We start from the raw sequence: 15,958 nt of genomic DNA, 5'->3' as shown, positions 1-15,958 counted from the left end.
CTTCCTGAATGCGATGACCATCCCGGTGATTTCGAACAATCTGGGCGATGCCAAATCCATCGCGACGCACCCGGCGACAACAACGCACCAGCGTCTCAGCGACGCGCAGAAGGACCAACTGGGCATTACACCGGGTCTGATCCGCTTTTCCGTCGGGCTTGAGGATGCCGGTGACTTGCTGGCCGACCTTCGGCAAGCGTTGGAAGCCTCGCAGAAATAAACCAAAGCCCCCGCGTCCTTTTTGTACTGGGGGGCAGGCTGCGTGCCTAAGCGGCCACTTTGTTTCGGGCGGCAGCCAGGCGTGCCGCCCGCTGTTCCCACCTTCAAAAGGCGCTAACTGTTGCGAGATGACGGTTTTGCGCCGGATTTTTCAATCCGGGCTGCTATTGCCGACGTATCGGGTTAGACTGGTATTAGACCATCAGTCATATATAGTCCGACGACCAACCAAGGAACCGCCGCTGATGAACGTTCACCCGCGTGACATTGATGAAAAACCGGATCGGGACAAGGCTGCCGAGGCTTTGAACGTTCTGCGGCAATGGGCCAAATCTGCCTCGGAAGCCGAGATAAACCAGCTTGACCCGGCTGTGGCCCGGCTGCTGCCCGGTTTGGCAGCGGGCAACTATCCGCCTTTTTCGCGCGCTTACCCCGATGACTTTACCGTCGATGCGGCGTACCGCGCATCCTTGCCGGATTTGCAGAACGGCCCGTCCAGCTTGATCCGTGGGGCCAAACAGCAGATCCAACATGTGGGTATTTCGAACTTCCGCCTGCCGATCCGGTTCCACCGGAAAGAGGGCGAAGACCTGACGCTGGAGACCTCGATCACCGGCACGGTCAGCCTCGAGGCCGAGAAAAAGGGCATCAACATGTCCCGGATCATGCGGTCTTTCTACAAACATGCGGAACGGACGTTCAGCTTTGAGGTCATGGAATCCGCCCTGGACGATTACATGTCCGATCTGGACAGCTTCGACGCCCGTATCCAGATGCGCTTTTCCTACCCGGACAGGATCAAAAGCCTGCGCTCGGACCTTGAGGGGTACCAGTATTACGACATCGCCCTGGAACTGGTCGAACAGAACGGTGTGCGTCAGAAGATCATGCACCTTGACTATGTCTATTCCTCGACCTGCCCCTGTTCGCTGGAACTCAGCGAACATGCCCGGTCGATGCGTGGTCAGCTGGCGACGCCGCATTCGCAGCGCTCCGTCGCACGGATCTCGGTTGTCGTGGACTGTGATGCGGATTGCCTGTGGTTTGAAGACCTGATTGCGCTGTGCCGCCGTGCGGTTCCGACGGAAACGCAGGTCATGGTGAAGCGGGAAGATGAACAGGCTTTTGCCGAATTGAACGCAGCCAATCCGATCTTCGTCGAAGATGCCGCGCGCCTGTTCTGCGCCGAGTTGCTGGCAGATCATCACGTCGGTGATTTTCGCGTTGTCGCAAGCCATCAGGAAAGCCTGCACAGCCATGACGCCGTGTCGATTCTGACCGAAGGCCCAACCTTCGCCGCGTCCAGCCTTGACCCGAAACTGTTCACGACCCTGTTTCACGTTGGCTGAACGTCTCGGGTAAGTGGCTAGAATTTAATCAGAGATTTACCTGATCGGCGCTCATTCGCCGCAGCGCAGCAGAAATGCTGCAATTGCGCGAAAAACTCCTGTATCCTGACGGGGAATGCAGCTTCGGCACACCGGCGCGCTCAATGGTGTGTCACCCGAAAGGAAGCCGAGACGTGAGACGCCTTGGACTGCAAGACCCCAACCTCCGCCCGGACCACCCGAGCGGGCAGGGCGCTTTACCCTCACTCTTCTGGCTGCATCGTTTTTACAGGAGATCTATGGAATGAATCCGATTACCCAACCGCTGGAGCTTCAGGCCGCGGCTATACGCATGGCTGGCTATGCGATCGTCAACCAGATCAAGATCGCACAGATCATGACACGTTCGGCACTTGAACTGCCGATGGTGCCGGTCCACGCTCTGCACCTGGCAGCATCAGCACCGGGTCCAGTGGTGAAAGCTCCGGCGGAAAAACCGGCGGCCAAACCCAAACCCGCCGCGACGCGCACGAAACGCGTACCGGCGAAATCGTCAACGGCCAAGAAAAAGCTGGCCCGCAAACCTGCGCCGGCCAAGCCGACGGCCAAATCGGTTGAGTTTTCAGCCAGTCCGCGGCCCAAGGCAGCCCCCCCGGCGGCAGCCAAACCGACACCAGCGGTTAATGATGAAAAAGCAGTGAAGCCTGTTGAATCCTCGGCGACACCTGCGACCGCAACCGTGCCACCCGTAACACCCAATCCCGCCCCTGCGGCACCGGCGCCTGTTCAGGCAGCGCAGGTCAAGCCGACACCGGTCGATCCTGCCCCGGCCAAGGTGCAGGCGAAACCAGCCCCGGCGACGGAACCGCGCAAACCGCAGGCGCGAAAAACTCGCGCCCCGTCCAAACCACCTGTGATGCCCGGAGCAGATGTCAAAAACTGACGGGTAAACCGGGATCATCTGCTTGACACGGTCGGGTTGGCACGCCAACCCTGCGCGTCATGATGGATCTTCGCCCGGTCGGATATGTGATTGGCTTGCTGGTCGCCATTCTTGGGGCGACCATGCTGCTGCCTATGCTCGCGGACCTGATCGAGGGGCGCGGCGAATGGCCGGTATTTCTGGAAAGCGCCATTATCACGACGCTGACCGGGGCCGTTCTGGCGATGAGTTGCTCGAACGGTGTGGGTGAAGGGCTGACGATCCGCCAGACCTTCCTGTTGACAACCGGAGTTTGGGCGGCGTTGCCCCTGTTTGGGGCAATTCCGTTTCTGTTCGGTGAAACCGAGCTGCGCTTTGTCGATGCGTATTTCGAGGCGATGTCCGGCCTGACAACTACAGGTTCAACGGTGATTTCCGGGTTGGACACCCTGCCGCAGGGGCTTTTGCTGTGGCGCGGTATCCTGCAATGGCTGGGGGGCATCGGGATCATCGTTGTCGCCATGGTGTTCCTGCCCGAGCTGCGCGTTGGCGGCATGCAGATCTTCCGTTCGGAAGGTTTTGAAACAATGGGGAAAATCCTGCCTCGCGCGCAAGAGATCGCGGGTCAGATTTCGCTCATCTATGTTTTCCTGACACTGGTTTGCGCGCTGGTTTACGCCGGTCTGGGAATGAACTTTTTCGATGCGCTGGTACATGCGTTGACAACGCTTTCGACGGGCGGGTTCTCGAACTATGACGCCTCGTTCGGAACATTCTCGGGGCCCGCCGAATATGCGGCGTCGGTGTTCATGATTTTGGCGGCGCTTCCTTTTGTGCGCTATGTCCAGCTGGCAAACGGCCATACAGCGTCCTTGTGGAAAGACAGTCAAATTCGCGCGTTTCTGGCGACCATTCTGGTTCTGGTCATCATCATGTCGATTTTCCTGACATCGGTCTTTCCGCATCACTGGGAACAGGCGTTTCGGGAATCTCTGTTCAACATCACCTCGATCATCTCGGGGACCGGCTATGCCAGTGTCGATTACATGGGCTGGGGCAGCTTTCCGATCATGATGTTCTTCCTGATCGGCCTGATTGGCGGCTGCGCAGGATCGACCGCATGTTCGATCAAGATATTCCGCTACCAGCTGCTGTTTGCCTCGATCAAAAGCCAGATCAAACGGATCAGGTCTCCGCATGGCGTGTTCGTGCCGCTCTACGATGGGCGGCCCGTGGGGCAGGGTGTTCTGACCTCGGTGATGAGCTTTTTCATGTTCTTTGTCCTGTCGATGGGCGTGCTGTCCTGGGCGCTGGCGCTGACAGGTCTGGACTTCATCACAGCCGTTTCCGGGGCGGCGACCGCGCTGGCCAATGTCGGTCCCGGTCTGGGCGATCAGATCGGACCAGCGGGCAATTTTGCAAATCTCAACGACACCGCCAAATGGTTGCTGACAATCGGGATGCTGGTCGGGCGGCTCGAGCTGTTGGCCGTTTACGCGATCTTCACCGTTCAATTCTGGAGAGGCTGATGAAAAGACCCCTTGGCGCGCAGATTTCGCATATGCTCAAGGATCGTGGCGTGGACGTGATTTTCGGCATACCCGGCGTTCACAATCAGGAAATGTATCGCGGCATCGAAGAAGCTGGCATCCAACATGTTCTGGCCCGGCACGAACAGGGGGCGGGGTTCATGGCCGATGGGTATGCCCGCGCAACCGGCAAGCCGGGGGTCGCTTTTGTGATCACCGGACCCGGCCTGTGCAACATCATGACGCCAATCGGGCAGGCCTTCAGCGACTCGGTGCCGATGCTGGTGGTGTCGTCCTGCCTTGATGAAACACAGGCCCTGCGCGGCCAGTTGCACCAGATGAAGGACCAGCGCCTTGCGGCCGGAACCGTTGCCGACTGGTCGGCGCACGCCAACTCGGCCGAGGCCGCCTATGCACTGGTCGAACGCGCCTTTGAAGAATTCGAGCTGTCGCGCCCGCGTCCCAAGCATATTCAGGTGACTATCGCGCAGTTGCAGGCCGAGGCTGACCCGGCACCTTTCCCCAACCAGCCCGCGTTGCGCACCAAGGCGTTGCCACCCGACGTATCGCCGGTTGTCTCGATGCTGAACCTTGCGCGCAGGCCGCTGTTCATTCTGGGGGGCGGTTGCAAATCCAATGACTGGCGGCAGATTCTGACGCAGCTAGGGGCTGCCTGCTTTACCACATACGCAGGGCGCGGGTTGCCGGGCGCAAACTATCCGCTGGATTTCGGCGCGTCGCTGCCGCGCCCCGGCAGCGCCGAGGTTATCGCCTCGGCGGATCTGGTCATCGCGGTCGGCGCAGAACTGGGCGAGGTCGATCTGTGGCGCAGCGACCTTGGGCATTCGGCAACACTGATCCGGGTTGACCTTGATCCCGAAGTCCTGTCCGACCATCATCGCGCCGCGATCAAACTGCAAACCGACAGCGAAAGCTTTGCCCGCGCCTTGTGGCAGGCGACCGAAAATCTGAAACCGGCAACCGGCTGGTCGCCCGACGAAATTTCCGAAACCCGTGCCCGGTGGCGGGCCGAGGTGGATGCCGAACGGCCCGGAATTGCAGCAGTGGCCGATGCGCTGCGCGCCGCGATGCCTGCTGATACCATGATCTATTCCGACATGACCCAATTCGCCTATGTCGCGAAAGAGGTGTGGGACATGGCCTATCCGCATCACTGGCACCATCCGACCGGGTTCGGAACGCTGGGCTATGGTCTGCCGGCCGGAATTGGCGGCGCGGTGGCGCGGCGCGGCAAACCAACGGCGGTAATCGCCGGGGATTACGGGTTCCACTATACGATGCAGGAACTGGGTGTTGCGGTCGAACTGGGATTGTCGCTGCCGATCATCCTGTGGGACAATGGCAAGCTGAAAGAAATCGAAGACAGCATGGTCCGCAGCCAGATCGCGCCCAATGCGGTGGTGGCGCATAACCCGGATTTCTGCAAACTGGCCGAGGCTTTTGGCGCGCTTTCCTTAGCCCCTTCATCTCTGGCTGAGATGCAGAGCGCGATTCGCGCGGCGTTCGATGCGCCTGTCCCGACCTTGATCCACGTGACCTCGGACATTCTGTAACAAAAAGCGCCGCATCTTCATGCGGCGCTTTGGTGTTTCAACGTCTGGTTTCAATGTCTGCGCGGGCTCAGTCCCAGCAGTGTACCAGAACCGTCATTCCGGTCGCGCGCCGGTTCAGCTCGTTAGGGGAAATCCGGGTGGTTTCCTCGCTTGACTGACCGGAAACGCCGGCTTTCGTCAGGATTTCTGTCAACCGCTCGACCGTTGCCGCAAGGCTGACCGATGCGGGCAGGGTGCGCCCCTCGGACGGTGTGGGCAGCAACATGCCAACCACGTTGCCGCTGTCGTTGAAAACCGGCCCGCCCGCATCTCCGGGCTGTGCGTTCAGGGCCAGCCGTTTGATACCTGTCTCGCCGTTCAGGCCACGGATATCCGCGATTTGACCGTAGGTCAGCGTCGGCGCGCCCAAAGCCCCCTGATAGGAAAAGCCGGATACGGCCACTTCGGACTGAATGCGCGGCTGGGTGGTGCTGAAAGCAGCAACACTCATGGGTGCAAGGGCTTTTGCAGGGCGCAGGACCGAAACACCAAGCTCCTGGTCCGTCAGCGCCAGTTGAACCTCCTGATCCCCCTCCAGGGTGATCCGGGTGCAGCTTTCGGCGGCTTCCGACACCGTCAGAACCGTGCCGTCCGCGCCAGCGAAAAAGCCCGACCGCGACAGCCGCGGCTTGCGGATCTGAAGACCCGAGACCAGATCGATGCGCTGTTCCGCATCCGCACCGGCGGCGGCATCCAGAACCGCGTCCGTTGTGCTCAGGCTGGTCGCCATCGCAGCCAGAACACGCAGGCGGCGCGCCTCGTCCCCTTCGGGCCAGACCAGCGTAAAGCCCTTGATCATTCCATCGGCCAACCGCGCCTGCGTGAATGAAACGATCCCATTGCCGCGCCCTTCAAGGGTAAACTGGTCGCGGCCCAGCTCACGCGGGCCGTTCAGCGGTACAATCTCAAGCGACTGCATCACCTGGTAAAGGGCGCGCAGCGTGTTCTTGTCACCCTCCTGACTGATCAAAAGGGCCTGGGCGTTCAGATCCGAGGCGCTTTTGAAATGTACGAACGGAGCTTCATAGCGGTCAAAGCTGACTGTACCCAACGGCATGTCCAGCGCAATTCCGGCCGCGTCGTCGGAATACCGGTCCATCCCGGCCGAGATCAGCGGCGCGTTGTATTCATCCAACAGGGCCTTGCGTTGCACCGTGGTCAAAACGCCCGTCGCCTCATACCCTTTGAACCGCTGCCAATCGCCCATCGACCGGCGGGTACCCTGACCGAAAGCGCCATCAATGGTCGAATTATAGAAACCCGCCGCTTGCAGGGCCGTTTGCAAGTCTCTCCGTTCCTGCGCGGTCAAAAGGCGCTCGGATTGCAGCGCTTGTGCGCGGGTTTCATCCGAAACCTGCGGGGTCGTAACCGCCACGGGTTCTTCCGCCTGTGCTGCCGGTTCCGTCGGCGCGCTTACGACGTCGCGGTTTGCCGCGTTTTCGCCGACAGGCCAGAACTGTTGCCCCAACGCGCTTGAAAACGCGACAAAGCTGTCACGCGGGATCTGCCCCTCAGCCCGGTATACGCGCAATACCTGCTCGGCATCCCCGCGTGCATAAGGGCCGATCACGATGGCATACCAGCCACTGTTCAGCCGAAACCCGTTCACGTCGGGCAGGGTGCTGGCATAGGCTTGCGCCCGGTCCTGCGCTTCGCGCAGCGACGGCTGCGCCTCGACCTGAACCCAGACGCCGGGGTCTTGTTGAGCGGTCGCGGCGCGCAGGCCGACCAGAAGAAACAAAAGAATTGCTGAAAATACGCGTGTCATAGTCTGCCCGTGTTATGCGGTGTTTGTACTGAGCGGCAGAATACGCGATTTCATTTGCCAAATACCATGCTGTGAATGCGGGGAATTTGTGGTGTGGCCGCGCAGATACAGCCGCAGCCCAAAGCCCCGTTGACGCCCCTCGGCCCCTTGCATAGGAAGGGCCAAACCGACCGGAACCGGGCGCACGGGGCGCCCAGAGGGAATGTCATGACCGAACCGACCAGCGCACCGCGTTCATTTCAGGAAATCATCCTCAGGCTTCAGTCCTACTGGGCCTCGAAAGGCTGCGCGATTCTGCAACCCTATGACATGGAGGTCGGGGCAGGAACGTTCCATCCCGCAACCACTTTGCGGGCGCTGGGCTCCAAGGCATGGGCTGCAGCCTATGTTCAGCCGTCGCGCCGTCCCACGGACGGGCGTTATGGCGAAAACCCCAACCGGCTCCAGCATTACTACCAGTATCAGGTGCTGATCAAACCCAGCCCGCCGGATTTGCAGGAGCTGTATCTGGGCAGCCTTCAGGCCATCGGCATCGACATGGACCTACATGATATCCGCTTTGTCGAAGACGACTGGGAAAGCCCTACACTCGGCGCGTGGGGGCTTGGCTGGGAGGTTTGGTGTGACGGAATGGAAGTCAGCCAGTTCACTTATTTCCAGCAGGTCGGCGGCCATGACTGCGCGCCTGTCTCGGGCGAGCTGACCTATGGGCTCGAGCGTCTGGCTATGTATGTGCTGGGCATCGACCACGTGATGGACATGCCGTTCAACGATCCGCAATCCCCCAGCGCTTTGACCTATGGCGACATCTTCAAACAGACCGAAGAGGAATACGCCCGCTGGAACTTTGACGTTGCCAATACCGAGGTTCTGCTGCGCCATTTCGAAGAGGCCGAGGCTGAATGCGCCACGATCCTGGCGCAGGCGCATGACGATCCGAAAACCGGCAAGCGCATCATCATGGCGCATCCGGCCTATGACCAGTGCATCAAGGCGTCACACATCTTCAACCTGCTGGATGCGCGGGGCGTGATCTCGGTCACCGAACGGCAGGCCTATATCGGGCGCGTGCGGGCGCTGGCCAAGCAATGCGCGGATGCCTTTGTGCAGACCGAGGCGGCCGGGTTCAGCGCCGGATGAGGCGATCAGGCCAGTCCCGGCAACAGGGCTTTCAGGCCGTCCGCGATCATGCTGACGGCGATAGCCGCCAGAATCATCCCCATAAAGCGGCTCATGATCACGCGCGCGGTGTCGGACAGGCGTTGGGCCAGCCAGGCCGCGTTCCAGAACGTGATCAGAAGCAGGCCGACAATAGCAAGGTATACACCTGCATAAACAAAGGCTTCTACGGGCTTCTTGATCTGGTGCGCATACAGGATCAGCGTGGTGATGGTGCCGGGGCCGACCAGAATGGGAAAGGCCAGCGGATAAAAGGCGACGGTGTCGGGTTCGGGGTAAGCGTCCTTTTCCCCCTTCGTCCCGTGATGAGAGGTGCTTTCGTGTCCGTTCAGCATGTTCAGACCGATCATCATGACAACCAAACCACCGGCGACGCGCAGATGATTGACGCTGATGCCAAAAAGGCCAAGCGCCTGACTGCCGACCAGGGCAAAGGCACCACCAAGGATCAGGCAGTAGATCACGGTTTTGACCGCAATCTTGCGCTGTTCGGTGGCGGACAGGTCCTGAGTGACGCTCAGAAACACCGGCAGGTTGGTGACCGGGTTCATGATCGCAAACAATGCGCCGAAAAATCCGACGGCAAAGGTGGATTCCATCGTGTAGACCTCGTTTCTGCCTGTTCCCCGATGAAACCTGTCCTATTTTACAAGAACTTGAAAGAGGCGGCCTGAAAGATGACGGGAAAACTGCTGGCAATTCTTCTGCTGCTGTCGGCCATCGTGGCAGGCCTCGGCATGTATTATCTACAGGTCTACGGCTATTATTATGAGGTCGAACCGCAACCGGGGCAGGACGTTGCCCTGACGACGGATGCTAACGGTGTGCCGGAACCCATCGCCTATTCCGGGTTTCAGGCAATCGACGCGGACAGTTCGCCGATCCGGTATCGCGCCTGTTTCGAAACCGAATTGATGCCAGACCAGATGGCTGGATACGTGCCTGTCGAAAACCCTGAACCCTTGACTGCACCGGGATGGTTTGAATGCTACGATGCGGTGTCATTGGCGGATGCGCTTGAATCCGGGCAGGCGCGGGCGTTCATGGGGGTGAAGAACATCCACTTCGGCGTCGACCGGATCGTGGCGATCTCCGCGGATGGCAAGGGCTATGTCTGGCACGCGTTGAACAATTGCGGTGAAAAAGCTTATGACGGTACCGTCGTGGGCGAGGAATGCCCGCCGCGCCCGGAAAACTGAAGGAGCAGACCGTGGGCCATGTCATAGAAATCCCCGATTTCCTGACGGCCACTCTGGGGTTTGCGGTCTTTCTGATAGGGGCCGAGATCAACGCACGTGTGACAACCCTGCGCAATTTCAACATCCCGGAACCCGTAACAGGGGGCCTGCTGGCTTCGCTGGTGGTTCTGACGCTCTATCTGGTATTCGGGATCGAGCTGTTCTTTGGCCTTACGGCCCGCGATTTCCTGCTGGTCCTGTTTTTTGCCGGGATCGGCCTGAATGCCCGCCTGTCTGACCTCATTGCGGGCGGTAAGCCGTTAATCTTGCTTTTGATTCTCACTCTGGCGACGATTGTCTTTCAGAATGTGATTGGTGCCGCTGGAGCGGCGATCTTCGGCTATCCCGCACAGGCCGGTGTGTTGTTCGGATCGGCCGCCCTGATCGGTGGGCACGGTACGGCAATCGCATGGGCGCCGGACGTGGCGCAGGCAACGGGGCTTGACGGCGCGACCGAACTGGGTGTGGCCGTCGCCACCCTTGGATTGGTGCTTGCCGCGCTGGTTGGCGGCCCAATTGCGCGCCTGCTGGTCGAGCGGCGCGGCCTGACGCCTGACCGCCCTGACGAAGAACCCAGCGTCGGATTGCCGGATGAGCATGACGGGCACACCGCAAACATCGATCATCTGACCGTCATGCGCGTCCTGCTGCACCTGAACCTGGCGATCATCTTGGGATATGCACTGAATGAATCAATTGCCGCCGCCGGGCTGAAACTGCCGCTGTTCGTGCCCTGCCTGATCATGGGCATCGTGATCGCCAATCTGCGGGACGCGCTGTTTCCCGGCGCTCCGAAAGTGTCGCGCACACCGTCGCTGGCGCTGATTTCGGAATTTGCGCTGGGCGCGTTTCTGGCGATGTCGTTGATGAGCTTGCAGCTCTGGACCATAGCAGAACTGGGATTGGCCATTGCCGTGATCATGACTGCGCAGACGTTGTTTGCTGTGGTCTTTGTGTTGTGGGTCCTGTTCCCGTTGATGGGTTCGAATTACCGTGCCGCCGTTCTGGCCGCCGGGTTCGGGGGCTTCGCCCTGGGGGCAACCCCCACCGCCATCGCCAATATGACCGCCGTCACCAAGCGATATGGCCCGTCGCCTATTGCCTTTATCGTGCTGCCCCTTGTATCCGCCTTCTTTGTGGACATTGCCAATGCCATCGTCATCCAGACGATCGTCAATTTCTAAGGACCGACTATGCCCGACCTGCTGATCGAACTGTTTTCCGAAGAGATCCCCGCACGGATGCAAGCCCGTGCTGGTGAGGACCTGAAAAAGCGGATCACCGATGGTTTGGTCGAGGCTGGTCTGACCTATGCCTCTGCCGCTGCGCTGACCACGCCGCGCCGCCTGACTCTGGCGGTCGAGGGGTTGTTGGCGGAAAGCCCCACTATTCATGAGGAACGTAAGGGCCCCAAGGTTGGTGCGCCCGACAAGGCCATCGAAGGCTTCCTGCGTGGCGCCGGTCTGACCCGCGACCAGTTGGAGGAACGCGAGACACCGAAAGGTGCCGTGTATTTCGCCATGATCGAAAAGCCAGGCCGCCCGGCAGCCGAGATTGTGGCCGAGGTGCTTGAGGCGACGATTCGAAACTTCCCCTGGCCCAAATCGATGCGCTGGGGCAGTGGGTCGCTGCGTTGGGTGCGACCATTGCATTCGATCCTGTGTATCCTCAGCGATGAGGCGGGCGCGCAGGTCGTGCCGCTCGAGGTCGAGGGTGTCGCATCCGGCGACACCACCGAAGGCCATCGTTTCATGGCTCCGAACCGGTTCGCTGTCACCTCGTTTGAGGATTACGCCGCCAAACTGAAGCGCGCCTATGTGGTGCTGTCACCCGCAGAACGCGCCGAGCATATCTGGAACGACGCGCAGAACCTGGCCTTTGCCGCCGGGCTAGAGGTGGTCGAAGACAAGGGCCTGCTGGCCGAGGTCGCCGGGCTGGTCGAATGGCCGGTCGTCCTGATGGGGCAGATTGACGACGAATTCCTCGACCTGCCGCCCGAGGTGCTGCAAACCTCGATGAAAGAACACCAAAAGTTCTTCTCGGTCCGCAATCCCAAAACGGGCCGGATTGAACGGTTCGTCACAGTTGCGAACCGCGAAACCGCTGACAATGGCGCGACCATTCTGGCGGGCAATCAGAAAGTGCTGTCGGCCCGTCTGGCGGATGCCAAATTCTTTTGGGAAAATGACCTGCGCATCGCCAAATTGGACATTGCACAATGGACCCGCGCGCTGGAAAACGTCACCTTCCACAACAAACTGGGAACGCAGGCCGACCGGATCGGGCGCATCGCCGCGCTGGCCCGCGAACTGGCCCCAGTGACCGGAGCCGATGCCGATCAGGCTGAAAAAGCCGCGCGCCTGGCCAAGGCCGACCTCAGCTCGGAAATGGTCTACGAATTCCCCGAGCTTCAGGGCCTTATGGGGCGGTATTACATCGAAGCGGCAGGCGAAGAGGCTGCCGTGGCTGCTGTCGCGCAAGAGCACTACTCGCCTTTGGGGCCATCAGACGACGTGCCCACGGCTCCGCTGTCGGTGACCGTTGCATTGGCCGACAAGCTGGACACGCTGGCGGGGTTCTGGGCGATTGATGAAAAGCCTACCGGCTCAAAAGACCCGTTTGCTCTGCGCCGGGCAGCGCTGGGGGTTATCCGGTTGGTGCTCGACAATGACCTGCGCCTGCATCTGGATCGGTTCTTCGACGGGCAGCTGCTGCGTGCTGAAAGCGCTGCAAACGAGGCGTTGGCGGCGGAAAACGTTGACGAACTTTTGGATGAAATCGCAGATCACGGCGTGTTTGGCGCAGCCTTCCAGACTGTCAAGGAAAGGCTGGGCGAAGTGTCGGGCGCCGATTTCCTGAGCCTTGAAAAGAAGATCCCCGACGCATCCGACGATCTCCTCTCCTTCTTCCACGACCGCCTCAAGGTCTTCCTCCGCGACGAAGGCATCCGTCACGACGTCATCGACGCCTGTATCGCGATGGAGTGCAATGATGACCTCAATCTGCTGGTCAAACGCGCGCGCGCGCTGAACGCGGTGATCGCGACCGAGGATGGCGAAAACCTTGTGCAGGGTTTCAAGCGCGCAAACAACATCCTGACCCAGGCCGAGGAAAAAGATGGGGTGGAATATTCCTACGGTGCGGATGTGAAATTCGCCGAAACAGACAGCGAAAAGGCATTGTTTGCAGCCTTGGATGCAGCACAGGCGCAAATCGAACCCGCGCTGACATCCGAAGATTTCCCCACGGCCATGGCCGCCATGGCAGGGCTGCGCGGGCCGGTGGATGCGTTCTTTGAGGATGTGCAGGTCAACACCGACAATGATATCGTTCGCCGCAACCGGCTGAACCTGCTCAGCCAGATCCGGCAGATCTGCTCCAGCGTGGCCGATCTGACCCGGATCGAAGGGTAAACGACCGGGCGCGCTGGCAGGCGCGCCCACAACGCACTTGCGTGAAGGGCGCAAGCGCTTATGCTGCACGCAAACCAAAAGGTGCTGCAGTGCAGAATAATCCGAATACAACGCTCATTACATCCGACGCGCCTGTCACCGCCCATAGGCATGGCGGGCGGGCCAAATGTCTGCAACGTCTGGTCCGGCTGGACCTGCCGGTGCCCCGAACCGTTGCGTTGTCATTTGATGCCGTTCACCAGATCGCAGAAGGGACAACCCCGGATATTGCAGCGATCCTCGAACAGTTCGATCCCACTTCGTTGCTATGCGTCCGGCCCAGTTCCGAAGACCCCGATTGGGGTGGTCCCGGCGCGGTTCTCAATATCGGAATGAACGATGCCCGTTATGTCGACCTGTCCGACACCATGGGGGCCGAGGCCGCTGCAGCCCTGTATCTGAGGTTCGTTCAAAGCTATGCGATCCACGTGGCGCGGCTGGATGCGGATGTGTTTGATGACATTGACGCTGATGGCCGCGAAGGGCTGCGCCATTCGCTGCGCGCCTACGAGGATGAAACCGACGAGGTCTTTCCGCAGGACAGGGGGGAACAGCTGATCGGTGTTCTGCGCTCGATGGCGCGTGCATGGGACGGGACGTCCGCGCGCTTGCTGCGGCAGGCCAAGGGGGCACCCGCTGATGCCGGGCTTGGGTTGGTCATCCAAGAGATGATCCCCGGAGTAGGGAAAGGGGAGTGCGGATCGGGCGTTCTGCAACTGGTTGATTCCACAACCGGAATGCCACAGATCACCGGTCGCTACCTAAGTCAGAGCCAGGGGCGCGATGCGCTGGGCAAAGATGTGGCAGCCCTGTTTCTGGAAAAAGACCCGCGCGGCCCCTCGCTGGAAGAGGTCGCGCCTAAAGCTTTTGCCGATGTCAAAGCGCATGCCGCCCTGATGCGCCAGAAACTGCGCGAAGAGATGCAGGTCGAATTCGTCATTCAGGATGGCACTGTGCATATTCTGGATGGCGTCCGGGTGCAGCGATCGGCCCGCGCGGCCATGCGCATTGCCGTACGTCTTGCCGAAGACGGTATCATACCGCCGCAAGAGGCGGTGATGCGTGTCGACCCGCACGCGCTGAACGAACTACTGCACCGTCAGGTCCACCCCGATGCGCGCCGCGATGTGCTGACCACGGCCATTGGTGCCAGCCCCGGTGCCTCGACCGGCAAGATCGTGTTCACCTCGGCCGAAGCACAGGCCAGTGCCGCTCGGGGCGAGGCGTGTGTTCTGGTGCGCCGGGAAACCTCGCCCGAGGATGTGCGCGGGATGCACGCCGCTGTAGCGGTTCTGACGGAAAAGGGCGGCATGACCAGCCACGCGGCCGTGATCGGGCGCGGATTGGGCCTGCCCTGTATAGTCGGGGCCTCGGAAATGCGGTTTCAGACGAAAGACAAGATGCTGACCGCACCGGATGGGCGCGTGTTCAAAACCGGCGATATTGTCACCATTGATGGCAGTTCGGGTCAGGTGCTGGCCGGTCAGCCCGCCATGCTCGAGGCCGCATTGGATGACTGTTTCCAGACACTGATGGGCTGGGCCGATGCCGAGCGTGACATCGACATCCGCGCCAATGCCGACACACCGGCTGACGCGCAGACGGCCCGGAATTTTCAGGCCCAGGGGATCGGTCTGTGCCGGACAGAACATATGTTCTTTGATCCCGGTCGTCTGATCGTGATGCGCGAAATGATCTTTGCGCAAACCTCGGCGGGCAGGGCGGCAGTGCTGGCACGCCTGCTTCCGATGCAGCGCGAGGATTTTGTTCAGCTGTTCAGGATCATGGAAGGCCAGCCTGTCTGCATCCGCCTGTTCGATCCCCCCTTGCATGAATTCCTGCCGACAACGCGCACCGGGCAACGGGAACTGGCCGAAGCGCTGGACCTGCCCGTGTCCGACGTCGAACGCCGGGTCGAGGCGATGACCGAATACAACCCCATGCTTGGCCTGCGCGGCGTTCGTCTGGGTGTCACCGTGCCCGAGATCTACGACATGCAGGCGCGTGCGATTTTCGAAGCCACGCTTGAGGCCCGAAAAAACGGTGCCCCGGTGGTGCCCGAAGTGATGATCCCGCTGGTTTCCGCCAAGCGCGAGGTTGAACTGGTCAAATCCCGCATCGACTCGGTTGCCGCCGCCGTTGAATCGGAACGGGGGCAGAAATTTGAATATCGGCTGGGCGTCATGGTCGAAACGCCGCGCGCCTGTCTGCGCGCGGAAGAGATCGCGCCGCAGACCGCCTTCATGAGTTTTGGTACAAATGACCTGACCCAGATGACCTACGGTCTGTCCCGCGACGATGCCGGTCGTTTCATGTCCGCTTACGTGCGACAGGGGGTCTTTACCGAAGATCCGTTCCACGTTCTTGATCCGGACGGGGTGGGCGAGTTGCTGAAACTCGGGGCAGAACGCGGGCGCGCCGCGAAACCGGATGTGACCCTTTCGGTCTGTGGCGAACACGGCGGGAACCCCGAATCAATCGCCATCTGCCGCGATCTCGGGTTCGACTATGTGTCATGCTCACCGTTCCGGGTTCCGGTCGCTCGGCTGGCTGCCGCTCAACTGGCGATTTCCTCCAGACTTGGGGGTTGACACTGCGCCGAACCCCAAGAAATAGTGGGTTATACGGTCACTCGTAGGCGAAAAATATTTTCGCTACGGGCGATTTTCCACTTGCTTTTTTCAAGATACTGGACCTTTGCCTCAGTCTG

Annotated in this window: 12 protein-coding genes; 10 read left to right on the top strand and 2 right to left on the bottom strand. The window is 60.4% G+C overall.

Annotation, left to right across the window (positions count from 1 at the left end; translation table 11 throughout):
- The 5 genes from AC2FND_RS06140 to AC2FND_RS06120 all read left to right on the top strand — a co-directional run.
- On the top strand, positions 1–220 hold a 220-nt coding region (locus AC2FND_RS06140; RefSeq protein ID WP_496768565.1), incomplete at its 5' end, for a PLP-dependent transferase.
- Between the two features lie 244 nt (positions 221–464).
- A complete protein-coding gene (gene folE2 / locus AC2FND_RS06135) occupies positions 465–1,568 on the top strand; it encodes a GTP cyclohydrolase FolE2 (RefSeq protein WP_496768564.1) in 1,104 nt (367 codons plus the stop codon).
- Positions 1,569–1,851: 283 nt separating this feature from the next.
- Complete coding sequence (locus AC2FND_RS06130; RefSeq protein ID WP_496768562.1) at positions 1,852–2,490, top strand: hypothetical protein; 639 nt, start codon at positions 1,852–1,854, stop codon at positions 2,488–2,490.
- Positions 2,491–2,549: 59 nt separating this feature from the next.
- Positions 2,550–3,998, top strand: a complete 1,449-nt coding sequence (locus AC2FND_RS06125; RefSeq protein ID WP_209504257.1) for a TrkH family potassium uptake protein — start codon at positions 2,550–2,552, stop codon at positions 3,996–3,998.
- On the top strand, positions 3,998–5,572 hold the full coding sequence (locus tag AC2FND_RS06120; RefSeq protein WP_496768561.1) for a thiamine pyrophosphate-binding protein: 1,575 nt from the start codon (positions 3,998–4,000) through the stop codon (positions 5,570–5,572). The genes AC2FND_RS06125 and AC2FND_RS06120 overlap by 1 nt, the downstream gene beginning before the upstream one ends.
- A 67-nt stretch (positions 5,573–5,639) precedes the next feature.
- On the opposite strand, the gene AC2FND_RS06115 is transcribed toward AC2FND_RS06120, so the two are convergent.
- On the bottom strand, positions 5,640–7,379 hold the full coding sequence (locus AC2FND_RS06115; protein WP_496768559.1) for a serine protease: 1,740 nt from the start codon (positions 7,377–7,379) through the stop codon (positions 5,640–5,642).
- 207 nt (positions 7,380–7,586) lie between these two features.
- Here AC2FND_RS06115 and AC2FND_RS06110 point away from each other — a divergent pair, with 207 nt between their 5' ends.
- Complete coding sequence (locus AC2FND_RS06110) at positions 7,587–8,519, top strand: glycine--tRNA ligase subunit alpha (protein ID WP_209504254.1); 933 nt, start codon at positions 7,587–7,589, stop codon at positions 8,517–8,519.
- Positions 8,520–8,524: 5 nt separating this feature from the next.
- On the opposite strand, the gene AC2FND_RS06105 is transcribed toward AC2FND_RS06110, so the two are convergent.
- Positions 8,525–9,157: a MarC family protein gene (locus AC2FND_RS06105; protein WP_209504253.1), complete on the bottom strand. Its 633-nt coding sequence runs from the start codon at positions 9,155–9,157 to the stop codon at positions 8,525–8,527.
- A gap of 78 nt (positions 9,158–9,235) precedes the next feature.
- Here AC2FND_RS06105 and AC2FND_RS06100 point away from each other — a divergent pair, with 78 nt between their 5' ends.
- The 4 genes from AC2FND_RS06100 (at position 9,236) to AC2FND_RS06085 (ending at position 15,839) form a co-directional block, all read left to right on the top strand.
- A complete protein-coding gene (locus tag AC2FND_RS06100; RefSeq protein WP_209504252.1) occupies positions 9,236–9,757 on the top strand; it encodes a DUF6446 family protein in 522 nt (173 codons plus the stop codon).
- A gap of 11 nt (positions 9,758–9,768) precedes the next feature.
- On the top strand, positions 9,769–10,980 hold the full coding sequence (gene gltS / locus AC2FND_RS06095) for a sodium/glutamate symporter (protein WP_496768557.1): 1,212 nt from the start codon (positions 9,769–9,771) through the stop codon (positions 10,978–10,980).
- Positions 10,981–10,989: 9 nt separating this feature from the next.
- A complete protein-coding gene (gene glyS, locus AC2FND_RS06090; protein ID WP_496768555.1) occupies positions 10,990–13,209 on the top strand; it encodes a glycine--tRNA ligase subunit beta in 2,220 nt (739 codons plus the stop codon).
- Between the two features lie 89 nt (positions 13,210–13,298).
- Entirely contained in the window at positions 13,299–15,839 is a 2,541-nt protein-coding gene (locus AC2FND_RS06085; RefSeq protein ID WP_267363368.1) for a putative PEP-binding protein, read from the top strand.
- Positions 15,840–15,958: the final 119 nt, after the last annotated feature.

This window comes from Ruegeria sp. BHSB056, from assembly GCF_059613305.1.
Note: the sequence above shows the minus strand (reverse complement) of the source record. Positions and strands in the feature narration are given on the sequence as shown.